The sequence below is a fragment of the Agrobacterium pusense genome (genome assembly GCF_900102105.1).
GTDB classification, from domain to species: Bacteria; Pseudomonadota; Alphaproteobacteria; order Rhizobiales; family Rhizobiaceae; genus Agrobacterium; species Agrobacterium pusense.
In genome coordinates, this window is record NZ_FNBB01000001.1 from 596,173 (window position 1) to 618,571 (window position 22,399).

Below are 22,399 nucleotides of genomic sequence, written 5' to 3' on the forward strand. Positions count from 1 at the left end.
GATGAATGGGCTTTTACTCAAAACCACTAATATTGATGGTATTTCCGCGCTTGTCCGTGAACCGAAAATCGCTGGGGGCGCAGACTTATAATGCGGCGAGAATCACATGCGCCTGAATTTTGCCGGTAACCTCACCGCTGCCATGGCGGGCTTCAATGGCTGCGGTGACGTAATCTGTCGCAGCATCCAGTGTTCCGGGGTCCCTTGCCTCGATTTCCGTGCGCAGAACCGTTCCCTGGCAATAAGCGACCGCCGGAACACGGGGCGAAGCGGCCCGACTTTGCGCCGCCACCGTTTCAATCGTCACCCGGGAAAACCCCGCATCCTCCAGTTCGCGGCGGATCGCGGCCACATCATGATAACCATGCGGGGTGCGTGCCAGGAAGCGGGGTGGATCATCGGGAAACAGGCGCGCCAACGCGTTTGTCACTTCATCTGCGAAGTGGTTTTCCCCGATGCGATCCCAGACATTGAATAAATAATGCCCGCCGGGCTTCAGTACCCGCTTTGCCTCGCGATAGGCCGACGGCCGATCACCAAAAAACATTGCGCCGAACTGACAGAAGACAAGATCAAAAACAGCGCTTGCAAAAGGCAGGAGCTGGGCATCGGCCTGTTGCCATTTTATGCGGTGATCCGGTGCCTGCTGCGACGCGGCAAAGTCGAGCATAGGCTGATTGAGATCGGTCACCACATAGCTGGCGGCAGGCAATAATCGGGACGTGAGTTCGCGCGTGACGGCGCCGGTTCCTGCAGCGACCTCCAGAATATCAACCGGCATCAAGGCCGCCGCCCGCCGCGCCAGATCAGTGGCGAAAGGTGCGAAAATCAACGGCACCATATAGCGGTCGTAATTTTCCGGGATCGACCCCACAAATACCTTATCCGCTTCCAACATGGCTTTCACCCCGAGCCATCTGACGATCGGATGATTTTAACATATATTCGGGATGTGTGGAATTCGTTCGTCCTGCCGCGTGCCAGAGGGGCGGAGGAATCTGGCGGAACGGACTTGCTCATCCAAGCCGCATACGAGGCTAGAAATATCGCGTGTTTCAATGCTTGTTTTTAAGAAAGGAAATGGCGCACCCGAAGAGATTCGAACTCCTGACCCCCAGATTCGTAGTCTGGTGCTCTATCCAGCTGAGCTACGGGTGCGTGCCGTTCCGGTCGTTTCCGGTGGCGTGGCGATCCTCTAAAACGTCCTCATTCCGATTGCAAGCGATTTTGCTTCGAAATTGTCATTTTTCCGCAGCAATTCAATTATCGCGTTGAAAATAAACGACATTCCTAAACGTGCGTTTTCGAGAGCGCGTGAGCCGCATATCATCCAGCGGGTATGAAGGCTGCGCTGGACTATGCGGGTGGGGGGCTTTCAGGCGGTTCTGGCCGCCTGCACCGTCGTGGCGCGATCGGCGATCTCGATGCGGAACTGCGTGCCGGGGCCCGGCTTCTCGACAAGCGCGATGGTGCCGCCGTGGGCCAGCACCAGTTCGCGGGCGATGACCAGGCCGAGCCCGGTGCCGCCGGAACGGGCCGAGCCCCTGAAGGCGGAAAACAGGTTCTCCTTGGCCTTCCGCGGCATACCCGGACCGTTATCGTCGATCACGATGCTGACAACGCTGCCGGCCCTCTGACCCGAGATTGAAAGATACCTCGGCGCGGCATTGGCGGCATCGGATTGCAGGGCCTGGACGGCATTGCGACACAGATTGTGGATTACCCGGAATAGCTGCTCCGAATCCGCATCCACCGTCAGCTCCGCGGGCACGCTGTCGCGGAATTCAATACCGCTGTCAGGCTCCAGCGCCAGGATATCGCGCACGTCCCGCACCAGAAGGCTCAACTGCACCATCTTGCGTTTCGGCGCACCTTCCGTCGCCTGGCCATAGGCCAGAACTTCGCCGGTATAGGCAACGGCACGGTCGATGGTACGCAGCAGTTTCGGCGCGAAGCTTCGCACCATCGGGTCCTTTGCATCCACCAGACGGTCAGACATCAACTGCGCGGATGAGAGGATGTTGCGCATGTCGTGGTTTATCTTCGAGACGGCGAGGCCAAGATCCACGAGGTTTTTCTGTTGCCGCAGCGTTTTCTGCAGTTCCGTCTGCATATCGGCGAGATGACGCCCGGCAACGGCCAGCTCGTCCGTTCCCTCCTCCGGCACGAAAATCCGCTCTGGGTTGCCAGGATCTTCCGAAAAATTCTGCATGCCGAGCGTCAGCCGGCGTATCGGCCGTATCATGATGCGGTTGATGGAGATGAAAATGAGGCCGGCGGTGATCAGCGACAGAACGATGGAAATGAGGAACACATTGCGGGCATAGGCCAGCATGGCAGCCCTGAGCTTGTTCTCGCCCAGCACCAGTTCGATGATGGTGTCGCTGTCGCCAACGACATCGAAAACGCGGATGACGCGGTTACCGCCAAACAGCAGGGTGGAAAAGGCATCCCGGACTGCGGCCACCTGCGACACATCGGAAAGATCATATTGCTCATCGACGCCGGGCGGGGTTTCCGCAGCCGCCAGCAGCCGCGACGTACCGTCCTTGCGCAGGGCTATCAGTTTTGCCCCTGTCGCCATCAGGGTATCGTTCTGCACACTTCGCGGCAATTCGGCCTGCAGTCCGTCAATCACCGCGCCGGCCGCGGCAGCCGTATTCAGACGATCCCTCAACCAGGACAGGCGCATATTGGCGACGGAAGGCACGAAGATGAGCACTTCCGCGATCATGACAAAAATGACCGTGAGCAACAGCAGCCGCCCGGAAAGACCGGCAGTCAATCCCGGCATGCCGTGCGCCGGATTGTCTTCCGTGCGGTCCAAGCTGTCTACGCCTTTAGAAAACACCGGGCCCTGATCCTGTATGCGCGCCGCCGCTTCGGTTGAACGGCTCGGTTTATATGCACCAACGATAATAGGACCTAACGGATTTTTTTCCAATGCGCTGCGACGCAAGGTTTTCATCGCAATAAAACAAACGCCGCCACAAGGCGGCGTCTGAAGCAAAAGGCGGCTTAGTTATCAGGCAACCTCATCAGAATTCCTGCCAGTCCCCCTGCGCCGGCGCTGCGGCTGGCTGAGCGCTAAGTGCCCGGCTGACGCTGTTCATCAATTTGCGCGCCGGAGAAGCCACCGCCGTCGTTCTGTCTGACACTGCAACGGGCCGCATGGGCTGCGCGGCGCGGGCCGGACGCGACTCGGTCTCGGCGCGAAAGTTCCGCTGAACACCATCCGCGCCGACATTGAAGCGGGTCATCAGCGTGACAAGATGGTCCGCCTCGCTGCTGAGCTTATGGGTTGCGGCCGAGGTTTCCTCCACCATGGCGGCATTACGCTGTGTAACCTGATCCATCTGGTTAATGGCCGTATTCACCTCGTGCAGGCCTGTGGACTGTTCCTTCGCCGCGGTAGCTATGGAGTGGATATGCTCGTTGATCGCCAGGACGCGCGTTTCGATCTCGCTCAAAGCGCTGCCGGTTCTCTGGACCAGCGATACCCCGCGCCCGACTTCCTCACCGGACTTGGTGATCAGCGCCTTGATGTCCTTGGCCGCCGTTGCCGAGCGCTGTGCGAGCTCACGCACTTCCTGAGCGACGACTGCAAAACCCTTGCCTGCCTCGCCGGCCCTGGCCGCTTCCACGCCCGCATTCAGGGCAAGGAGATTGGTCTGGAAGGCGATTTCATCAATAACATTGATGATCTGGCTGATTTCCCGCGACGCATGCTCGATACGGTCCATCGCCGAAATGGCATCGCGTACGACATTGGCGGATTCTTCGGTCTTCTGCTTGGTTTCAGCCACCATGGCGCTGGCTTCCTGGGCGCGGTCGGTGGAATTTCGGACGACGGCAGTGATCTCGTCCAGAGCGGCGGATGTTTCCTCGAGCGCCGCGGCCTGCTGTTCCGTTCGCCTGGAAAGATCATCGGCGGCCGAGCGCAATTCGCCGGCATTACCGCTGATACCCTCCGTGCTGCTGCGCACTTCGCGCATTGTTTCCCGCAGCTTGGCCAGCGTCTGGTTGACGTTCGACTGGAGTTCGGCGAACACGCCGCGGAACTCGCCAGCCATCTTCTCCGTCAGATCGCCCCGCGCAAGACCTTCGATGACGCGGCTGGTCTCGGAGACACCATTGTCCACGCCGATGAGCAGGGCGTTGATCGTGGCTGCGAAACGGTTGAGGTTGTCGTCGCCATAATCCTTGTTGATACGGCGGCTGAAATCCCCTGCGGCGGCGGCATCGACGACAACGGCCATGCCGGCCTGCAGGTCGTCACTCTTGGCCCGCATGGCGGATTCCTGAGCGTTCATGCGGCGCACTTCGCGGCCATTGGTCTTGAAGACCTCGACGGCCGCGGCCATTTCGCCGATCTCGTCCTTGCGCCCAAGGTAGGGAACTGCCGCATCCAGATTTCCGTCGGCCACCTCGCTCATGACTTGGGATACCCGGCGGATCGGCGCACTCAGTTGACGCGTTCCGATATAGAGGCCGAAAGCAGCTCCCGTCCCCACGCCGGCGACAGTCACCGCGACAATCACCCAGAATATGGCAGTGCTGAAAGCGTCGACCCCCGCCTTGACGACTTCAAGCTCGGCAATGTCGTTTTTCACGATACTGTCGATCTCCGCCTGATAGGCCTTGCGATTAGCGCGGTTTGCTTCGTTGTTGCCCTGCTGGCTCGCCGCCTGCGGCCCGCTTTCCTTAGCCAGCCGGACGGTCTCCAGGCGGAAAGTCCGGAATTCCTTCGAGCGGCCGGCAAGCTTGTCGAAACCAGCCTTCTGTTCCGCCGGCACGAGCGGTGCCCAGCCGGTAATGAGCTTGTCCATGGCGTCGAGGTTCTTGACCATGCCGTCGGCAAAGGGTGCGGCCGCAGCAATGTCCGCCGCTGCATAGATGCCACGCGCCTCCATGACGACTGCCGTTACCAGACGGTTGAGCGCCTCGCCCTTGTAAGCCCGTTCGGCCGCTTGCTCGAAATGGTGCGACCGAACCCAGAATTCGTTGATCGCATAGATGGACAGCCCGCCGATGGTACAGGCAACAAGGCTCATCAGCCCGACAAGTAGATTGATACGACCGCGAATTCTCAATTTCGTTCCCCCAACAAAAACCAGCTGCGCGATGAAAATGGGAAGCTGGCATAACTTTTCGCGTCACAAGATTTATCAATGCGGCCTTAAGAAAGAATTTCAGATTTTATCGATTGCGGATGGGAATCGGCCCTCATCGGCCGTCGACGAGAGAAATCGCGGTGCGTTTTCCGCAAAAGGTGAAGGCCGAAAACCCCTTCGGCAATTGACTTTGCTTGGGCTATGCCCTTATAAGCCGCGCACGCTCGGCCATTGAAAGCTCGCCCAGGCGGGTTTAGCCGTGCAAAAAACGAAACGCTCTTGCAAATAATTGCAAATTCAAGAAGGGCCGCACACCGCGGTATTAAATAAATGTCGAAGCGTACCTACCAACCGTCCAAGCTTGTTCGCAAGCGTCGTCATGGTTTCCGTGCCCGCATGGCTACTGCCGGCGGCCGCAAGGTTCTCGCAGCCCGCCGTGCGCGCGGCCGCGCTCGTCTGTCGGCTTAATTGCCGATCTGTGGCCCGATGAAAGTCGTGGGCACATGAGCGAGACTAAGAAAAGCCCCGGCCGGCTTAAAAACCGGTCGGAGTTTCTTGCCGTTCAGGCAGGTGAAAAACGGCGGGGAAGCACCTTTCTTCTGGAAGTGCTTGATCGGAAATCCCCGGAAACCGAGCCTCGCGTCGGTTTCACCGTAACAAAAAGACAAGGCAACGCGGTCGAGCGAAATCGCATGCGCCGCCGTCTGAAGGAAGCCGTCAGGCTTTCTGCCGGGGTCGCAATGAAGCCCGGTCATGACTATGTGATTGTCGCCCGCAGGGATGTGCTTGATACGGCCTTCCCGAAACTTCAGTCTCTCCTTGCCGAGCGCATTGAAGGAACGGCGAAACCGAAACGGTCCCAGGAGACCCGCTCCAGGAAAGAATGATGGAAAAGAACCGCAATTACTTCATCGCGATAGCCCTTTCGGTTGTCATCGTCCTCGCCTGGCAATTCCTTTACATGAATCCGCGTATCGAGCAGCAGCGCCGCGCCGAAGAGGCCCGCCAGGCGCAGCAGCAGACCACGCAGCAACAGCAGCCGGCGCCGGGCGCCGCACCAGGTGCTGCCGTTGAAAGCGCACCGCCCGCCTCCTCACCGCAGACTGCCGCAACGGCGACCCGCGAAGAGTCGATTGCAAGAACCCAGCGTGTGGCCATCGACACCAATGCCATCGCCGGCTCGATCAATCTCACCGGCGCCCGCTTCGACGACATCCGGCTCAAGGACTACCATGAGACCGTCGATGACTCGAGCCCGATCATCACGCTGTTCTCGCCCGCTGACACCAAGGACGGTTACTTCACCGAGCTCGGTTACGTTGCAGCGCAGGAAGTCGGCGGCGTTCCCGGTCCGACCACCGTCTGGACGCTCGCAAGCGGCGACAAGCTGACGGAAAACACGCCCGTCACCCTCACCTACACCAATGCCAAGGGTGTGATTTTCTCCCGTACGGTTTCGATCGACGAGCATTACATGATCTCGGTCGCCGACAAGGTTGAGAACCCCGGCCAGGCGGCCATCTCCTTCGCCACCTATGGCCGCGTGACGCGTAACAACAAGCCCGCAGTTCCCCCGGTCTTCGTCATCCATGAAGGTTTTCTCGGCGTTTCGGGCAAAGATGGCAGCCTGACGGAAGAAAAGTACAAGGACGTCGAAGAAGCACCGGTAACGGTTGCAAAGGCGACCGGCGGCTGGCTCGGCATCACTGACAAATATTGGGCTGCGGCCATCGTTCCGCCCCAGACGACGCCATTCGAAACCCGTTATTCGCACATCACCGGCAATCAGCCGAGCTATCAGGCAGATTTCAAGAGCGACCCGATGACGGTCGAGCCCGGCCAGTCGATCGAGCTGAAGAGCCTTGTTTTCGCTGGCGCCAAGGAAGTGCCGCTGGTTGACCGTTACGAGACGACCTACGCAATTCCGAAGTTCGACCTTCTGATCGACTGGGGCTGGTTCTACTTCATCACCAAGCCGATGTTCAAAATGATGGATTTCTTCTTCCGTTATTTTGGTAACTTCGGCGTAGCGATCCTGCTCACCACCATCGTCGTCAAAGCCCTCTTCTTCCCGCTCGCCAGCAAGCAATATGCTTCCATGGCGAACATGAAGCGCGTGCAGCCGAAGATGGAAGAGCTGAAGGCCAAGCATGGCGATGACCGCATGGCCATGCAGCAGGCGATGATGCAGCTCTACAAGGAAGAAAAGATCAATCCTGTTGCCGGCTGCTGGCCGATGCTGCTGCAGATCCCGGTCTTCTTCGCGCTCTACAAGGTCATCTACGTCACCATCGAAATGCGGCACGCGCCGTTCTTCGGCTGGATCCACGACCTTTCCGCGCCGGACCCGACATCGCTGTTCAACCTCTTCGGCCTTCTGCCTTACGATGTGCCGCACTTCCTGATGATCGGTGTCTGGCCGCTTGTCATGGGCGTCACCATGTTCCTGCAGATGCGCATGAACCCGACGCCGCCCGATCCGACGCAGGCGATGATCTTCAACTGGATGCCGCTGATCTTCACCTTCATGCTGGCCTCCTTCCCGGCCGGTCTGGTCATCTACTGGGCATGGAACAATACGCTCTCCATCACCCAGCAGGCGGTCATCATGAAGCGCCAGGGCGCCAAGATCGAGTTGTTCGATAACATCAAAGGACTGTTCAAGCGAAAGCCGGTGCAATCGAAATGACTGAAACCGGCGCGGCAACCGAAAAGCCACTATTCGGACGACCCTGGATTTTCATTCGCGGCGTCCCCGCGATGAAATTCCTGCCGCCTGAAGGGCCGCCGGAAATTGCCTTCGCCGGTCGTTCGAATGTCGGCAAGTCCTCGCTCATCAATGCGCTGGTGGGCCACAAAGGGCTTGCCCGCACCTCCAACACGCCGGGACGCACCCAGGAACTGAATTATTTCGTTCCCGATGGCTACTCCGGTGCAGAGGGCGATCTTCCGCCGATGGCGTTGGTCGACATGCCCGGTTACGGTTATGCGCAGGCCCCCAAGGATCAGGTCGATGCCTGGACGAAGCTCGTCTTCGATTACCTCCGCGGCCGTGCGACGCTGAAGCGCGTTTACGTGCTGATCGATTCCCGCCACGGCGTGAAAAAGAATGACGAGGAGGTTCTGACCCTCCTCGACAAGGCGGCCGTGTCCTACCAGATCGTGCTGACGAAGACGGACAAGATCAAGGATGCCGGCGTGCCGCGGCTGATTGGCGAAACGCTTGAGAAAATCCGCAAGCGCCCTGCCGCCTATCCGGAAGTTCTTGCCACATCCTCGGAAAAATCAGTCGGGCTGGATAACCTGCGGGCCGAGATCATCAGAACGATCTCTCTTTGAGAGGCGTGCCTCTCAGGCGATGGTGAAAAGCAGAACGGCGGTCCAGAGCATCGCCGTCAAAGCCAGAAGGCGCCAGAAGCGCACGGAATGCCAGATCTCCGAGAGCATGGCTGCGAACATGCTGCCACTCCGCAACGGCTGGCTCCTGAATGGCAGACCGGATCGGCGGGGGTCCCGTTCCAGCAACGCAGCGACGGTCGCATTTTCGCGATATTCGGTTTCCGCCAGATTGTCACGCCAGCGCCTGACCATGGCCGCGAACTGCCTGTCGCGTTTTACGCGCTTGGCAAGCTCCGCCATGCTTTCCGGCGGCAGGGCACCCAGCACATATTCGCCCGCGAGCACTTCGTCCCGCAAACCGCTTTGCTTGTCTCGATCGGGTGCCGTCATGTATTTAATCACTCCTCGGTCGTTCAGGTGCACCATTTCCACGGCGCGAGACATCTCCATCACCCTGAATTAATCCCTCCCCTTCATCAGCAAGGCTGGTCCCATTGGCCCTTTATGTCAATCTCATTACAGGGCCGGAACAGGCAAAAAAAAGAAATTTGACCGCAGCCGACACAATAAGGCCCGGAGGTTATTTCATCCGTCAAAGACTTGCTTTAGAGCGGTGACAGGCTTCAACGGCCGCAACCACAGACCGAGGTTTTTAGATGACGTCTTCCGAAAGCGAAACTCAGGCGCGGCTGCTCGCACAGGCTCTGCCTTTCATGCAGAAATACGAGAACAAGACCATCGTGGTGAAATATGGCGGCCACGCCATGGGCGATTCCACGCTTGGCAAGGCATTCGCGGAAGACATCGCCTTGTTGAAGCAGTCGGGAATCAACCCCATCGTCGTGCATGGCGGCGGCCCGCAGATCGGCGCCATGCTGAGCAAGATGGGCATTGAGTCAAAATTCGAGGGCGGCCTGCGCGTCACCGACGCCAAGACGGTCGAGATCGTTGAAATGGTTCTGGCCGGCTCGATCAACAAGGAAATCGTCGCCCTCATAAACCAGACGGGCGAATGGGCCATCGGCCTGTGCGGCAAGGATGGCAACATGGTCTTCGCCGAGAAGGCGAAAAAGACCGTGATCGACCCCGACAGCAACATCGAGCGCGTGCTCGACCTCGGCTTCGTCGGCGAAGTCGTGGAAGTCGACCGCACACTGCTCGACCTGCTCGCTAAATCGGAAATGATTCCGGTCATCGCACCGGTCGCCCCTGGCCGCGATGGCGCGACATACAACATCAATGCCGATACCTTCGCCGGCGCGATTGCGGGTGCACTTCACGCTTCGCGTCTGCTGTTCCTCACCGACGTTCCCGGCGTTCTCGACAAGAACAAGGAACTCATCAAGGAGCTCACCGTCTCGCAGGCACGCGCCCTCATCAAGGACGGCACGATTTCCGGCGGCATGATCCCGAAGGTCGAGACCTGCATCGACGCCATCAAGGCTGGTGTTCAGGGTGTGGTGATCCTCAACGGCAAGACGCCGCACTCCGTCCTTCTGGAAATCTTTACCGAAGGCGCCGGCACGCTCATCGTGCCCTGATGTGCTTCAGGGTGGCGGACGGCAAATCTGTCCGCCACATCAGGCATTCACCCGAATGCCAGGAGCGACAGCACACCGACCACAATCAGCAGGCAACCGGACAGTTCAAGCCGGTTGATCTTCTCCTTGAAGAAAAGCACGGTCGAAGCGAAGGCGAACAGCATCTCCACCTGCGCCAGTGCCTTCACCACGGCGGCCTGCTGCAGGGTCATTGCCGTGAACCAGCCGAACGAGGCCGTGGCACCCACGAACCCGACCGCAAGCGACGGTTTCCACACCCTGGCGATGCGCCGCAGTTCTTCCCTCTCCCGCCAGATGATCCACAGGAACATCGATACCGTCTGCATGACGATGACGATGACGAGGGTGAAGCCCGCCTGCATCATCGCATCCGAGGCGGGCAGGCTTGGTGCTAGCGCCAGCGATGCCGACCGATAGGCAACAGACGACAGTCCGAAGAACGCACCCGAGGCGAGGCCGATACCCGCCGTTCGGCTGAAGATCGAGGTCAGGAAGGAAGCGGGCGTTACTTCCGTGCGCGCCACGGAAATCAGCATGACGCCGGCGACCGAAATCGCTATCGCCGCCAATGTACCGCCCGTGACGCTCTCGCCTATGAAAATGAGAGCAAACAGCGCCGCCTGTGCCGGCTCCGTGCGAGAATAGGCCGTGCCGACAGCGAAATTGCGGAAAGAGAACAGGTGCACCAGCAGGAATGTGGCGGCGATCTGCGCCATGGCCCCGACCGTTGCCCACACGGCGAAGGCCATGTTCGGCACCGGCAGCGGACGGCCAAGCCCAAGATGCAGGAATGCAAGATAAGCGAGAGCGAAGGGCATGCCGAACACGAAGCGCACAAACGTTGCACCCGTGGTGCCCATCATGCCCTTGAGGTGTTTTTGCAAAGTTGAGCGCAGGTTCTGCAAAAACGCGCTTGCGAAAGTAATGCCTATCCAGAGTTCCATGGCTTTGGCGGTATCATGCGCGCGAGGCCGCAGCCAAGCCCGAATTTCTGATCAATCGTCCTCTTTTCGATTTTCTTCCGCATTCGAAACAGGCATAAAGCTGCCCATGGACACAAAGCCGAAAAACCTGCCAGACGCCGCCGATTTCGCCCATGTCAGCGAATGGGTCTTCGATCTCGACAACACGCTCTATCCGCATCACGTCAATCTGTTTTCCCAGATCGACCGCAACATGACGGCCTATGTGGCGGAGCTTCTGAAGCTCGACCCCGACGAAGCGCGCGCCTTGCAGAAGCGTTATTATCACGACCACGGCACGACGCTGCAGGGCCTGATGATCCATTACGGCATCAGCCCGGACGAGTTTCTGGAACGCGCCCATGCAATCGACTACTCGGCGCTGAAACCGCATCCGGAACTGGGTGAGGCCATCAAGGCTTTGCCGGGTCGGAAGTTCATCCTCACCAATGGCAGCGTCAAGCATGCGCAGGCTGCCGCCGGAGCGCTCGGCATTCTCGATCAGTTCGAGGATATTTTCGATATCGTCGCCGCGGGTTATTTGCCGAAACCTGCCAGCGCAACCTACGAGAAGTTTGCAGCACTTGCAAAACTCGATACGAAAAAGGCTGCGATGTTCGAGGATTTGCCGCGCAATCTCGCGGCCCCGAAAGCGCTGGGCATGAAGACCGTGCTACTCGTGCCATCAAATCTTGAGGGCGTCATCATGGAACGCTGGGAAATCCCTGATGTGACGGATGAGCATATCGACTACATTACCGACGATCTGACCGGGTTCCTGACAAAAACCATCGCCCGCTGAGTGGCGAACATTACCGAAGCTTCATGCACCTTACGGATGTTTAAGTGGTGGGGCTTGCTGGACGTCACTATCTTTTCTTCAGGGACACCAAAGAAAGGTAATGACGATGACCACACGCAAAATCGCCCTGTCTGCTCTTGGCGCAGCCCTTGTGCTCAGCACGGCCGCAACGGCCAGTTTCGCCGCACCTGGTAAAGGCCATAAGGATCGCATGCCGATCCGCCAGGAGGCTGCCTTCGTTCACCTGCTGAAGGTGGCCGACACGAACAAGGATGGCAAGATTTCCAAGGAGGAATTCACCGCCCGTCAGGATGCCCTGTTCGCTGAGATCGACAAGGACAAGGACGGCTCGATCACACCAAAGGAAATGCGCGAATATCGTCAGGCAAAGATGGAGGCCTTCCGGGCCGCTCACCCGCGCCCCGAGCGGGAAGAGGCCAAGGCGGATGAAGCCAAAGCCCCTGAGGGCAAGCGTGCCGAGCGTGACCATGGTGGTCGTTTCGGCCATCAGGGCTGGGGCAAGCACGGCGGTAAAGGTGGCGGCTTCGCGCTGATCCGCTGGGCCGATACTGACGAGAACGGCCAGGTCAGCAAGGCCGAATTCGCCGCCGCCGGAGAAAAGATGTTCGAACGACTGGACAAGAACAAAGACGGCGTCATCTCCATCGACGACATGCCGGACCGGCCGTTCCTGTAAGCCAAAAAAGCAGAAAGCCCGCTCAACCGGCGGGCTTTTTCTTAATGCAGGCTGACGGTTTTAAGATCGTCTTCCGCCGCCTTGAAGAAGGTGCTCGAACGATTGTCTGTCAGGAGAATTGGCGTCCCGTCCGCGCCGAACAATGCCCAAAGGTCCAATTGCGGATCGAGATCGGGCGCCTCCGGGAAACAGCGGCTGACGTCTTCCGCTCGGATCTTGCGGATATATCCCACTTCTCCTTCGCCGATATGGGCGAGCTGGGATTGGGTGAGACGCGCATGCGCTTCTTTCAAAAGCATATTTCAGCCTCCTTCTTCACGCCGAGCGATTCATGTCCGATTCCGGCGTTCATGGTCTACTCTGAGACGGAAATATTAATTTTCTTTACCACGTTTGAAATTTCGGGCCGGACCAGATCGATGGAAAGAAGGCCGTTGCGCAGGCGCGCCTCCCTGACTTGCATGCCATCGGCAAGCACGAAGACCCGCTGGAACTGGCGTGCCGCGATGCCTCGATAGAGAAAATCGCGCTTCTCCTGTTCCTGCTGGCGTCCGCGAATGACGAGCTGATTATCAGCCGTCGTCACGTCGAGATCATCCTCGGAGAACCCCGCCACGGCAATGGTGATGCGCAGGCGTTCCGGTACGTCATCGCTGCCGGGCAGGCGCTCAATATTGTAGGGAGGATAGCCGTCATTGGCCTTCGCCATGCGCTCCAGCGTCTTTTCCATGGCATCGAAACCCAGCAAAAGCGGGTGGGTGAATGGCGTCATGCGGCTCATATCTGTTCTGTCCTTGCAACCAAGCGACGTTTAGCGGCCCCGCTTCCGGCAACCTTGCCGGTCAATCGCACCGGCCCTTGCAATATGGGAAGCCGAACCGCGATGCGCAAGTCAAAGTGACCGGTGCGCGGCGGCAGGAATGAGGCTTGACAAGTGAGCACCCGCGGCTCGAAAAAAGCGCTCATCTCAACGGCGGGCAAGACATGGCAGAACGCAGAAAAATCATTATCGACACCGATCCGGGACAGGACGACGCAGCCGCGATCATGCTGGCTTTCGGCAGCCCGGAAGACATCGAAATTCTGGGGTTGTGCGCAGTTGCCGGCAATGTTCCCCTGAAGCTGACAAGCCGTAACATTCGCATCATCTGCGAATTGTGCGGTCGCACCGACATTCCCGTTTACGAGGGCGCCGAAAAGCCGCTGGTGCGCAGGCCCATCACCGCCGAACATGTTCACGGCAGTACAGGTCTCAACGGCCCGGTTCTCGACGAACCGACCATGGAGGCAGAAAAGCAGCACGCGGTCGATTTCATCATCGAGACGGTGATGCGGGAGCCTGAGGGCACCGTTACCCTCTGCACCCTCGGGGCCTTGACCAACGTGGCGCTGGCGCTCCTGAAGGCGCCGGAGATCGCCGATCGCGTCAAAGAACTGGTAATGATGGGCGGCGGCTTCTTCGAGGGCGGCAACATCACGCCCGCGGCGGAATTCAACATCTATGTGGATCCGCAGGCTGCCGACATCGTCTTCCGCTCCGGCATGCCCATCGTCATGATGCCGCTCGATGTCACGCATCAGTTGCTGACGACCAAGGCACGCGTCAATCGCATTCGGGAGATCGGCACGAGGCCGGCGATCGCCATGGCGGAAATGCTGGAATTCTTCGAGCGGTTCGACATCGAGAAGTACGGTTCGGATGGCGGTCCGCTGCATGACCCAAGCGTTATTGCCTATCTCATCAAGCCCGAACTGTTCGAGGGCCGCGAATGCAATGTCGAGATCGAGGTCCATTCCGAACTGACCATGGGCATGACCGTGGTGGACTGGTGGCGCGTGACTGATCGCCCCGCCAATGCCCGCGTGATGCGAAAGGTGGATGCGGATGGTTTCTTCGAGTTGCTGACGGAGCGTTTCGCGCGTCTTTGACGGACGCTGATAATAAAAAAAGGCCGCTGGCGATACCAGCGGCCCTTTATATTTCAAACGGAAAACCGCATCAGAATTCCGTCCAGTCATCCTGAGCCAGCGCATTTGCGCCGCTGGTTCTAGGACGCGCGCGGGGCGCAGCTGGACGGGCGGACGTCGGGGCGGCAGCAGCGGGAGCGCGCATGGCCGCAGCGGCGGCACGCAATTGCTGGCTGGGCTGACCGCCGGAAACTACGAAACCGGCGACAAGCGATTTGAGCGTTTCGGCCTCGCTGTTGAGCGTCACGCTGGCAGCAGTGGTTTCCTCCACCATCGCCGCATTTTGCTGGGTGACCTGATCCATCTGCGTAACGGCGGAGTTGATTTCCTTCAGGCCCACCGCCTGCTCACTGGCTGAGGCCGAAATTTGCCGTATAAGCTGGTTGATCTGCAGAACCTGATCGGCGATCTTTTTCATCGTGTCGCCGGCCTTGCCGACCAGCTGAACACCCTCGCCCACCTGCGTGGCCGAGGTATTGATCAGACCCTTGATCTCCTTGGCAGCAGTTGCAGAGCGCTGCGCGAGTTCGCGCACTTCCTGTGCGACAACGGCAAAGCCCTTGCCGGCATCACCCGCGCGGGCCGCTTCCACCCCCGCATTCAGCGCCAGAAGATTGGTCTGGAAGGCGATCTCGTCGATGACGCCGATGATGCGAGAGATTTCCGCCGAAGATTGTGCAATGCCCTGCATGGAGTTCACGGCCTGCTGCACGACCTCGCCAGACTTGCCGGCGTCTTCACAGGCATGGCTGACGGCACCGGCCGCCTCTGCGGCGTTTTCGGCGCTGGAATTGACCTGGGCGGTCAGCTCGTTAAGCGCAGCGGCAGTTTCTTCAAGGCTGGCGGCCTGCTGTTCCGTGCGATGCGAGAGATCGCTGGCGGCGCGGGTGATCTCACCGGTGCCATTGCCGATGCTGACGACGGTTGCGTTGACGGTGGAAACCGTTTCCTCGAGGCTGGCAAGCGCCGAGTTGAAGTCCTCGCGCAGCTTTGCATACTCACCCGGGAACTCGTCCTGAATGCGGTAGGTCAGATTGCCCTGCGACAGGGCATTCAGGCCGGAACCGAGAACGCTGACAATGTGCTGCTGCATACGGCTGTTTTCATTGCGCTCGAATTCAGAGCGCTGGCGCTCCGTTTCGGCGTGACCACGCTGGGCGTCGGCTTCGGCCTCCATCTCCCGGATGCCGGCAAGCTTGGCGCGGAAACCTTCAAGCGCTGTCGCAACCGAACCGGTCTCATCCTGCCGGTCTTGACCGGAGACGGGCACATCGTAGCGACCGTCGCTCAGCGTCCTGACGTCGGTAACCAGCGATGCAAGCGGGTTGCGGACGAAATAGCGGACTGCAAAATAAAGCGCTGCAATGACGGCGGCAAGAATGACGATCGCACCGATGATCATCAGATAGGTCTGCTCCTGAACCGGAGCGTTCAAGGCCTGATGGGGAATATCAACAAGGACGACCCAGGTTGCGTTGAGACCCGGAACGGCGAAGGGATAAACGAGACGGTTATACGGCGCGTCGGTATCAAGGCCGAGGTCTTCGATGAGGCCCTGCTTGCTCGAAGCGATCGCGGTCTGGACAGTGGCTGCGCCCTCTCCGTCATAGGCTTTCATGTTCTGCTCGGGCGTCGGCGGCACCAGCCACTGGCCACCCTGGGAGACGAGCGTCACACGGCCGGTCTCGAAAGGATGCAGAGCCTGCAGTTTCTGGGTGAGAGACGCGAGCGAAATATCGACACCCGCCACGCCGATCATCTTGCCATCCGACATGACGGGATAGGCAAGCGAGGTCATGGTGGTCGGCACTTCCGTGCCTTCGGCGAGATAAGGTTGGGTAATCGCTCCCTTGCCGGTCTTGGCGGCCAGCGCATACCACTCCGCTGCGTAATCGTTCTTGAAGGTCGAGAACTGGATATCGCCCTTCTGGGTCTTGGACCAGTAAGGTGCGAAGGCGCCGGTCGCGTTGGTGCCGAGATCGAGCCTGTTGGCGATCTCTGTCGTCTGACCATCGAAAAGGCCGAGCTGTTCGCAGAACCAGCTGCCGAATGCAAAAGTATTCTGCTCCACATTGGCCTTGAGGATGTTGACGATGCCAGGGCGATCCATCGACTTCGCCTGATGCGCCCGACCGATGACGCCAGCCATCGAGCGGGCAGCGCTGCCGAGTTCACCGACATCGGCGGCGATGACGTTGGCGATGGCGCGGGCTTCCGTATTGGCCTGATCCATGGTCAACGCGTGTACGCGCTCACTGGTCTGGGAGATGAGGAAAGAATTGGATGCAACGAGAACCGTGGTGATGGCACAGCCGGTTACGAGGATCAGCTTGGTCGCAAGCGACTTCACTTTGAGATTGAACATTTAGGCCCCAATGGAAATCGTCAACCCGAAGGAGCTGACGTCAACGGATGACAATCTCCGTCATGGAGGCCCGTCCGCATGGGACAGTGCGCTGCAGCGCGACAGGGCGAAGTTAGAATATGATTGCTAATTAAGCCCTAATAATACTTCGCCGCGCCGTGCATCTTCAGTGTTCGTAGTAGTCGGAGATGATCTTCCAGGCATCGTCCGCCGTTTCGGCAAAGTGCAGGAGATTCATATCCTCGGGAGCGATGGTGCCGAAATCCGCCAGGAACTCGAAATTGACGACGGATCGCCAGAACTTTTCTCCAAAAAGAATGAGAGGGATCGGGGCCATGCGCTTGGTCTGGATCAGCGTCAAGGCTTCAAAAAGCTCATCGAGCGTACCGAAACCGCCGGGGAAAACCACCACGGCCTTTGCCCGCATCAGGAAGTGCATTTTCCGGATCGCGAAGTAGTGGAAATTGAAGCTCAGTTCCGGCGTTACATAAGGGTTGGGCGCCTGCTCGTGCGGCAGGACGATATTGAGGCCGATGGAAGGGCCGCCGGCATCCATGGCACCCCGGTTACCCGCCTCCATGACGCCGGGACCGCCGCCGGTGACCACCACATATTCCAGGTGACCGGATTTCGCGCCGTAGTCGGTGCAAAGGCGGGCGAATTTGCGCGCTTCGTCGTAATAAACCGAGGACTGCTCGAGATTGCGCTTCTGCGTTTCATTGCGCGCGGCCCAGGCCTCTCCTCCCGGTTCGGGAATGCGGGCGCCGCCAAACATGACGACGGTGGAATTGATCCCGCGTTCGGTGAGCGCCATTTCCGTCTTCAGAAGTTCCAGCTGCAGCCTGACGGGTCGCAATTCCTCGCGGCAGAGAAAGTCCGTATCCACATAGGCCAGCCGGTAGGACGGGGAGTCCGACTGCGGCGTCTTGACAACGACCTCGGCCTGCTGCTTGTCCACAGCGCTGCGCTTCAACGGGTCCCATACGCCGTCCTTGCGCCGCAATTTGCCGTTTTTCGGTCGTGTCATTTCCATGCCTTTCATCTGCGGCGCCAAATCACCCAAATCGCATTGACGCCTTTCCAACACTCCCTTAGATCAAATGGCCAAAGCCTTCCAGCGGCACGGAACCCGCCGTGACCACGAACACACGCGACTTTAAGGAATTTTCCATGAGCCTCACGGATCTCTCTTCCCTCGAAACGATCATCGAAACCGCCTTCGACAACCGCGACAGCGTGAATGTATCGACGAAGGGCGAGGTTCGCGACGCCGTGGACACATCTCTTCAACTTCTCGACAGCGGCGAGGCACGCGTTGCTGAAAAGCAGGCGGATGGAAACTGGAAGGTGAACCAGTGGCTGAAAAAGGCCGTGCTTCTCTCCTTCCGTCTCAATGACATGGAAATCGTGACCGGTGGTCCGGGCGAAGCCACCTGGTGGGACAAGGTTCCGTCGAAGTTTGAAAACTGGGGTGAAAACCAGTTCCGCGCCGCCGGTTTCCGCGCGGTGCCAAACGCCGTCGTGCGCCGCTCGGCTTACGTGGCCAAGAACGTCGTGCTGATGCCTTCCTTCGTCAATCTCGGCGCCTATGTCGATGAAGGCACGATGGTCGATACCTGGGCAACGGTCGGCTCCTGCGCGCAGATCGGCAAGAACGTGCATCTCTCCGGCGGCGTCGGTATCGGCGGCGTTCTGGAGCCGCTGCAGGCAGGGCCCACCATCATCGAAGACAATTGCTTCATCGGTGCGCGTTCGGAAGTCGTGGAAGGCTGCATCGTGCGCGAGGGTGCTGTTCTCGGCATGGGCGTCTTCATCGGCAAATCGACCAAGATCGTTGATCGCGCCACCGGCGAGATCACCTACGGCGAAGTCCCGCCCTATTCCGTCGTCGTTGCCGGCACCATGCCGGGCAAACCGTTCCCGAATGGCGAGCCGGGCCCCAGCCTCTATTGCGCCGTGATCGTCAAGCGCGTCGATGAAAAGACCCGCTCCAAGACCGGCATCAACGAGCTTCTGCGCGACTGATATAAAGCTGATACCATGACCACGACCGATCCCGTTGCCAATCTCGCCGCCCTCATCCGTTGCCCTTCGGTGACGCCTGCGGAAGGCGGCGCGCTTACTCTGCTCGACAACCTGCTTTCGCCGCTCGGTTTCGTGGGGGAAAAAATGGTGGCGAGCGAGGCGGGAACACCCGATGTAGAGAACCTCTATGCCCGTCTCGGCAACGAGGGGCCACATCTGATGTTTGCGGGCCATACGGATGTGGTTCCCGTTGGGGATGAGGCCGCGTGGAGTCACCCGCCTTTTGCCGCAGAGATTGCCGGTGGCGAAATGTTCGGTCGCGGTGCGGTGGACATGAAGGGCGGTATTGCCTGTTTTGTTGCCGCCATTGCCCGCCATATTGAAAAACACGGCAAGCCGCAGGGCTCCGTCTCTTTCCTTATCACCGGTGACGAGGAAGGCCCATCAATCAACGGCACTTCCAAGCTGCTGGAATGGGCTGCTGCAAAGGGCGAGACGTGGGACGCCTGTGTCGTCGGGGAACCGACCAATCCCGACCAGCTGGGCGACATGATCAAGATCGGCCGCCGTGGATCGCTCTCCGGTCGCATCACGGTCCATGGCGTGCAAGGCCACGCCGCCTATCCGCATCTCGCCGACAACCCAATTCGCGGTCTGCTGCAGTTGACGCATGCGCTGATGCATCCGGCCTTCGATCACGGCACAGATGATTTCCAGCCATCGAATCTGGAAGTGACGACCGTCGATACCGGCAATGCCGCCACCAATGTGATCCCGGCGCGGGCGACAGCCGCCTTCAACATCCGTTTCAACGACACCTGGACCGCGGAGAGCCTTCGGGCGGAAATCATCCGCCGCCTGGATGCCGCTGCGGCAGACGGCGAGCTTCGCCCCGACCGCACACCGGTAAAGTACGAGATCGTCTGGGCGGACCGACCGGCCCATGTCTTTTTGACCCGGAACAATGCCCTCATTTCGTCGCTGTCAGGCGCGGTGGAGGCCGTGACCGGCAAGGAGCCGAAGCTTTCAACCACCGGCGGCACGTCGGATGCGCGCTTCATCAAGGACTATTGCCCTGTCGTGGAGTTCGGCCTTGTCGGGCAGACCATGCACATGGTCGATGAGCGGGTAGCCATTGCCGATCTTGAGACGCTGACGCGCATTTACGAAACCTTTATCGAGCGCTGGTTCGCCCATGCCGACGGCAAGTGAAGTCAGGCTCTATCTGACGGGCCTGTGGCTGTTGCTGCTCGGCGACCATAATGGCGCACGTTACTTGGACCTGACCGAACGCGGCATGTGGCGGTCCTTCTATTCCGTCCTTTGGTGCCTGCCCGCCATGCTGGTTTCCTGGCTGTGGCTGCGGGCAGCGTTTCTCGCCAGCTATCCGCCGGGAACAGGAACGGGGTTCATCTTCTTCTTTCGCCTGGCGATGGTGGAGGCCATTTGCTGGATCGTGCCGCTGCTTTTGATCGGCATGTTGCTCTTTGCCTTTGGCGCACGTGAAAAATTCACGCCTCTCGTCACCACCATGAACTGGCTGTCGCTGCCCTTCTCATACGCCTACGCCGTTCTGATCCTGATTGCGTTCTTCCTGCCACCGTTGCAGGGGCTGATCGCGATTTTGTGGCTGGCGCTGCTTCTGTCGCTGGTCTTTGCCTTTTCACGGATCGTGCGGTTTTTTATCCGCGACCAGTCGCTGCTCGTCTCCGCCATCGTCATGACGCTACTGGTGCCCGGCATGCTTCTGTCGGAAGCGTTGCAGCGCTTTCTCGGTGTCTATCCGGCCTGAGAGAATTAGACGTCAATCCGCATCCTGCGTCACCTCGGGTTCGAGGTGGCGGCGCGGCGGAATGACGTCGGGATAATCGACCTGCATGAAATAAAGACCGTCCGGTGGTGCGACTGGGCCACAGGCTTTTCGATCGCGTGCCTCCAGTGCGGCACGCACGTCCTCTGGCGTCATCGTGCCCTCGCCTGCCAGTTTCAGCGTGCCGGCGAAAGAGCGGATCTGGTTATGAAGGAAGCTCTGCGCCGTCGCGCGTATCTCGATGAGATCGCCATTGCGCGTCACATCCAGCCGGTCGAGCGTGCGCACGGGGCTGTTCGCCTGGCAGTGCACGGAGCGGAAGGTGGTGAAATCATGCCGGCCAACGAGCATCTGGGCGGCTTCATGCATGCGCTCATGATCGAGGTCCTTCGACACCCACCACGCCCGCTTGTGCTCCAGCGCCAGCCGGGCTTTGCGGCAGATGATGCGGTAGAGATAGTGCCGACGAAGGGCGGAAAAACGGGCGTCGAAATCCTCAGTCACGGAGGCGGCATCGAGCACGGCCACCGCTTCACCCGCCATGGCGAGATGCGCATTGATGGCATTGCGTAGCTTGTAGGGCTCCCAGTCTCGCGAGAGATCGACATGGACAACCTGCCCAACGGCATGCACGCCGGAATCGGTGCGGCCAGCGCCGCGAATGGAAACGCTCTCGCCGGTCAGCGACCGAACCGCAGCCTCCAGCGCGCCTTGAACGGAAGGGCCGTTCTCCTGCCTCTGCCAGCCATAATAGGGCGTACCGTCATATTCGACGGTCATGCGGAAGCGTGGCATCAGCCGAGCCTTGTAGTGGCCGGAACCGGGGTACCGCGCACGAAATCGGCCGCCGACATCGGCTTGCCACCCGCCTTCTGCAAACGGGTGAGCCGTACGGCGCCGCTGCCGCAGGCAATGGTGAGAACATCATCCAGTGCGCTGCCTGCCTCGCCCATTCCGCTGGCGAGCTCGGACGCCAGTACCTTGACGCGCTCGGGCTTGCCGCCGATCTCCATCTCCAGCCATGCGCCGGGAAACGGCGAAAGGCCGCGAATATGATTATGCACATCCTGCGCCGGCCTTGAAAAATCGATACGGGTTTCACCCTTGTCGATCTTTGCGGCGTAGAGCACACCCTCTTCCGCCTGTGTGACGAGGGGCAGGTCATCTGCTTCCAGCTTGTCCATCGCCTGACGCATCAACCGAGCGCCTGTCAGCATCAGGCTGTCATGCAGCTCGCCGGCCGTCATGTTCTCGGCAATCGCGACTTTAGCGGTCAGCGCGACAGGGCCGGTATCCAGACCCTTTTCCATTTTCATGACCATCATGCCGGTTTCGGTGTCACCCGCCATGATCGCCCGCTGGATGGGAGCCGCGCCGCGCCAGCGCGGCAGCAGCGAAGCGTGACCGTTGTAACAGCCAAGCCGCGTGCCGGAGAGGATCGCTTCAGGCAGCAGCAGCCCGTAAGCCACGACGACCGCGACATCGGCATTGAAATCCCGAAACTGCTGGCGATCTTCCTCCGCCTTGAAATTCAAGGGTGTCAGTACCGGTAAGCCCAGCAGTTCCGCAGCCTGATGCACCGGCGATTTTTGCAGATCAAGGCCGCGACGGCCGCCTGGACGCGGTGGCTGGGTATAGACGGCAGCAATCTCGTGGCCCGCTTCCACCAGTGCACGCAACGTCGGAACGGAAAAATCCGGCGTGCCCATGAATATGATGCGAAGAGCCATGATTGCCCCCTGCCCTGTCTTCCGC

22 protein-coding genes and 1 tRNA gene are annotated in these 22,399 nt (G+C 59.6%); 11 read left to right on the forward strand and 12 right to left on the reverse strand.

Features of this window, described 5'->3' with window-relative positions:
- Positions 1-85: 85 nt before the first annotated feature.
- From BLU28_RS02980 to BLU28_RS03000, 4 genes are all read right to left on the reverse strand, one after another.
- Complete coding sequence (locus BLU28_RS02980; protein ID WP_077986603.1) at positions 86-898, reverse strand: class I SAM-dependent methyltransferase; 813 nt, start codon at positions 896-898, stop codon at positions 86-88.
- Positions 899-1,081: 183 nt separating this feature from the next.
- Positions 1,082-1,158, reverse strand: a tRNA-Arg gene (locus BLU28_RS02985).
- A 217-nt stretch (positions 1,159-1,375) separates the two neighbouring features.
- Positions 1,376-2,794, reverse strand: coding sequence for an ATP-binding protein (locus BLU28_RS02995; RefSeq protein ID WP_006698926.1), 1,419 nt, complete (start codon positions 2,792-2,794; stop codon positions 1,376-1,378).
- A 244-nt stretch (positions 2,795-3,038) separates the two neighbouring features.
- On the reverse strand, positions 3,039-5,093 hold the full coding sequence (locus BLU28_RS03000) for a methyl-accepting chemotaxis protein (RefSeq protein WP_077986601.1): 2,055 nt from the start codon (positions 5,091-5,093) through the stop codon (positions 3,039-3,041).
- Between the two features lie 351 nt (positions 5,094-5,444).
- Here BLU28_RS03000 and rpmH point away from each other — a divergent pair, with 351 nt between their 5' ends.
- Genes rpmH through yihA form a run of 4 tightly spaced genes read left to right on the forward strand, consistent with a single transcriptional unit; the run spans position 5,445 to position 8,453 of the window.
- Positions 5,445-5,582, forward strand: a complete 138-nt coding sequence (gene rpmH / locus BLU28_RS03010) for a 50S ribosomal protein L34 (RefSeq protein ID WP_003493611.1) — start codon at positions 5,445-5,447, stop codon at positions 5,580-5,582.
- Between the two features lie 35 nt (positions 5,583-5,617).
- Positions 5,618-6,001, forward strand: a complete 384-nt coding sequence (rnpA, locus tag BLU28_RS03015) for a ribonuclease P protein component (protein WP_004439680.1) — start codon at positions 5,618-5,620, stop codon at positions 5,999-6,001.
- Complete coding sequence (yidC, locus tag BLU28_RS03020; RefSeq protein WP_077986600.1) at positions 6,001-7,803, forward strand: membrane protein insertase YidC; 1,803 nt, start codon at positions 6,001-6,003, stop codon at positions 7,801-7,803. Before rnpA ends, yidC begins: the two co-directional genes overlap by 1 nt.
- Positions 7,800-8,453, forward strand: a complete 654-nt coding sequence (yihA, locus tag BLU28_RS03025) for a ribosome biogenesis GTP-binding protein YihA/YsxC (RefSeq protein WP_035206707.1) — start codon at positions 7,800-7,802, stop codon at positions 8,451-8,453. Before yidC ends, yihA begins: the two co-directional genes overlap by 4 nt.
- Before the next feature lie 12 nt (positions 8,454-8,465).
- Here the strand turns inward: yihA and BLU28_RS03030 are convergent, their stop codons facing one another.
- Entirely contained in the window at positions 8,466-8,843 is a 378-nt protein-coding gene (locus tag BLU28_RS03030) for a hypothetical protein (RefSeq protein WP_022555534.1), read from the reverse strand.
- Between the two features lie 266 nt (positions 8,844-9,109).
- On the opposite strand from BLU28_RS03030, the gene argB reads away from it, so the two are divergent.
- A complete protein-coding gene (gene argB / locus BLU28_RS03035; protein WP_004439672.1) occupies positions 9,110-9,994 on the forward strand; it encodes an acetylglutamate kinase in 885 nt (294 codons plus the stop codon).
- A 47-nt stretch (positions 9,995-10,041) separates the two neighbouring features.
- On the opposite strand, the gene BLU28_RS03040 is transcribed toward argB, so the two are convergent.
- Entirely contained in the window at positions 10,042-10,959 is a 918-nt protein-coding gene (locus BLU28_RS03040; RefSeq protein WP_004439670.1) for a DMT family transporter, read from the reverse strand.
- A 106-nt stretch (positions 10,960-11,065) separates the two neighbouring features.
- Between BLU28_RS03040 and BLU28_RS03045 the strand changes: the two genes are divergently transcribed.
- Together BLU28_RS03045 and BLU28_RS03050 are read left to right on the forward strand one after the other, a co-directional pair.
- Positions 11,066-11,779, forward strand: coding sequence for a pyrimidine 5'-nucleotidase (locus BLU28_RS03045; RefSeq protein WP_022555532.1), 714 nt, complete (start codon positions 11,066-11,068; stop codon positions 11,777-11,779).
- A gap of 100 nt (positions 11,780-11,879) precedes the next feature.
- Entirely contained in the window at positions 11,880-12,476 is a 597-nt protein-coding gene (locus tag BLU28_RS03050) for an EF-hand domain-containing protein (RefSeq protein WP_045532928.1), read from the forward strand.
- A gap of 41 nt (positions 12,477-12,517) precedes the next feature.
- On the opposite strand, the gene BLU28_RS03055 is transcribed toward BLU28_RS03050, so the two are convergent.
- Both BLU28_RS03055 and BLU28_RS03060 read right to left on the reverse strand, forming a co-directional pair.
- Positions 12,518-12,775, reverse strand: coding sequence for a BQ00720 family protein (locus BLU28_RS03055; RefSeq protein WP_003503706.1), 258 nt, complete (start codon positions 12,773-12,775; stop codon positions 12,518-12,520).
- A 56-nt stretch (positions 12,776-12,831) separates the two neighbouring features.
- Positions 12,832-13,257, reverse strand: a complete 426-nt coding sequence (locus tag BLU28_RS03060; RefSeq protein WP_006698921.1) for an Hsp20 family protein — start codon at positions 13,255-13,257, stop codon at positions 12,832-12,834.
- A 203-nt stretch (positions 13,258-13,460) separates the two neighbouring features.
- On the opposite strand from BLU28_RS03060, the gene BLU28_RS03065 reads away from it, so the two are divergent.
- A complete protein-coding gene (locus BLU28_RS03065; protein WP_004439655.1) occupies positions 13,461-14,405 on the forward strand; it encodes a nucleoside hydrolase in 945 nt (314 codons plus the stop codon).
- Between the two features lie 70 nt (positions 14,406-14,475).
- Here BLU28_RS03065 and BLU28_RS03070 read toward each other — a convergent pair whose 3' ends face one another.
- Together BLU28_RS03070 and BLU28_RS03075 are read right to left on the reverse strand one after the other, a co-directional pair.
- Complete coding sequence (locus BLU28_RS03070; protein ID WP_077986599.1) at positions 14,476-16,809, reverse strand: methyl-accepting chemotaxis protein; 2,334 nt, start codon at positions 16,807-16,809, stop codon at positions 14,476-14,478.
- Between the two features lie 166 nt (positions 16,810-16,975).
- A complete protein-coding gene (locus BLU28_RS03075; protein WP_092651244.1) occupies positions 16,976-17,836 on the reverse strand; it encodes an LOG family protein in 861 nt (286 codons plus the stop codon).
- 143 nt (positions 17,837-17,979) lie between these two features.
- Between BLU28_RS03075 and dapD the strand changes: the two genes are divergently transcribed.
- From dapD to BLU28_RS03090, 3 genes are read left to right on the forward strand one after another with little or no spacing between them, the layout of a single operon-like run.
- On the forward strand, positions 17,980-18,834 hold the full coding sequence (gene dapD / locus BLU28_RS03080; RefSeq protein ID WP_006698917.1) for a 2,3,4,5-tetrahydropyridine-2,6-dicarboxylate N-succinyltransferase: 855 nt from the start codon (positions 17,980-17,982) through the stop codon (positions 18,832-18,834).
- 15 nt (positions 18,835-18,849) lie between these two features.
- Positions 18,850-20,046: a succinyl-diaminopimelate desuccinylase gene (dapE, locus tag BLU28_RS03085; protein WP_077986597.1), complete on the forward strand. Its 1,197-nt coding sequence runs from the start codon at positions 18,850-18,852 to the stop codon at positions 20,044-20,046.
- Positions 20,030-20,626, forward strand: a complete 597-nt coding sequence (locus BLU28_RS03090; protein ID WP_004439642.1) for a hypothetical protein — start codon at positions 20,030-20,032, stop codon at positions 20,624-20,626. Before dapE ends, BLU28_RS03090 begins: the two co-directional genes overlap by 17 nt.
- A gap of 12 nt (positions 20,627-20,638) precedes the next feature.
- Here BLU28_RS03090 and truA read toward each other — a convergent pair whose 3' ends face one another.
- Positions 20,639-21,439 carry a tRNA pseudouridine(38-40) synthase TruA gene (gene truA / locus BLU28_RS03095; protein ID WP_077986596.1) on the reverse strand — a complete coding sequence of 267 codons (801 nt, stop codon included), beginning with the start codon at positions 21,437-21,439 and terminating at the stop codon, positions 20,639-20,641.
- Entirely contained in the window at positions 21,439-22,374 is a 936-nt protein-coding gene (gene fmt / locus BLU28_RS03100) for a methionyl-tRNA formyltransferase (RefSeq protein WP_006698914.1), read from the reverse strand. The genes truA and fmt overlap by 1 nt, the downstream gene beginning before the upstream one ends.
- Positions 22,375-22,399 lie beyond the last annotated feature (25 nt).

Bases quoted from the DNA above. Each gene is read 5' to 3' on its own strand.
- BLU28_RS02980 (WP_077986603.1), bottom strand. From the start codon at position 898: ATGTTGGAAGCGGATAAGGTATTTGTGGGGTCGATCCCGGAAAATTAC.
- BLU28_RS02995 (WP_006698926.1), bottom strand. From the start codon at position 2,794: ATGCCGGGATTGACTGCCGGTCTTTCCGGGCGGCTGCTGTTGCTCACG.
- rpmH (WP_003493611.1), top strand. From the start codon at position 5,445: ATGTCGAAGCGTACCTACCAACCGTCCAAGCTTGTTCGCAAGCGTCGT.
- rnpA (WP_004439680.1), top strand. From the start codon at position 5,618: ATGAGCGAGACTAAGAAAAGCCCCGGCCGGCTTAAAAACCGGTCGGAG.
- yidC (WP_077986600.1), top strand. From the start codon at position 6,001: ATGGAAAAGAACCGCAATTACTTCATCGCGATAGCCCTTTCGGTTGTC.
- yihA (WP_035206707.1), top strand. From the start codon at position 7,800: ATGACTGAAACCGGCGCGGCAACCGAAAAGCCACTATTCGGACGACCC.
- BLU28_RS03030 (WP_022555534.1), bottom strand. From the start codon at position 8,843: ATGACGGCACCCGATCGAGACAAGCAAAGCGGTTTGCGGGACGAAGTG.
- argB (WP_004439672.1), top strand. From the start codon at position 9,110: ATGACGTCTTCCGAAAGCGAAACTCAGGCGCGGCTGCTCGCACAGGCT.
- BLU28_RS03040 (WP_004439670.1), bottom strand. From the start codon at position 10,959: ATGGAACTCTGGATAGGCATTACTTTCGCAAGCGCGTTTTTGCAGAAC.
- BLU28_RS03045 (WP_022555532.1), top strand. From the start codon at position 11,066: ATGGACACAAAGCCGAAAAACCTGCCAGACGCCGCCGATTTCGCCCAT.
- BLU28_RS03050 (WP_045532928.1), top strand. From the start codon at position 11,880: ATGACGATGACCACACGCAAAATCGCCCTGTCTGCTCTTGGCGCAGCC.
- BLU28_RS03055 (WP_003503706.1), bottom strand. From the start codon at position 12,775: ATGCTTTTGAAAGAAGCGCATGCGCGTCTCACCCAATCCCAGCTCGCC.
- BLU28_RS03060 (WP_006698921.1), bottom strand. From the start codon at position 13,257: ATGAGCCGCATGACGCCATTCACCCACCCGCTTTTGCTGGGTTTCGAT.
- BLU28_RS03065 (WP_004439655.1), top strand. From the start codon at position 13,461: ATGGCAGAACGCAGAAAAATCATTATCGACACCGATCCGGGACAGGAC.
- BLU28_RS03070 (WP_077986599.1), bottom strand. From the start codon at position 16,809: ATGTTCAATCTCAAAGTGAAGTCGCTTGCGACCAAGCTGATCCTCGTA.
- BLU28_RS03075 (WP_092651244.1), bottom strand. From the start codon at position 17,836: ATGACACGACCGAAAAACGGCAAATTGCGGCGCAAGGACGGCGTATGG.
- dapD (WP_006698917.1), top strand. From the start codon at position 17,980: ATGAGCCTCACGGATCTCTCTTCCCTCGAAACGATCATCGAAACCGCC.
- dapE (WP_077986597.1), top strand. From the start codon at position 18,850: ATGACCACGACCGATCCCGTTGCCAATCTCGCCGCCCTCATCCGTTGC.
- BLU28_RS03090 (WP_004439642.1), top strand. From the start codon at position 20,030: ATGCCGACGGCAAGTGAAGTCAGGCTCTATCTGACGGGCCTGTGGCTG.
- truA (WP_077986596.1), bottom strand. From the start codon at position 21,439: ATGCCACGCTTCCGCATGACCGTCGAATATGACGGTACGCCCTATTAT.
- fmt (WP_006698914.1), bottom strand. From the start codon at position 22,374: ATGGCTCTTCGCATCATATTCATGGGCACGCCGGATTTTTCCGTTCCG.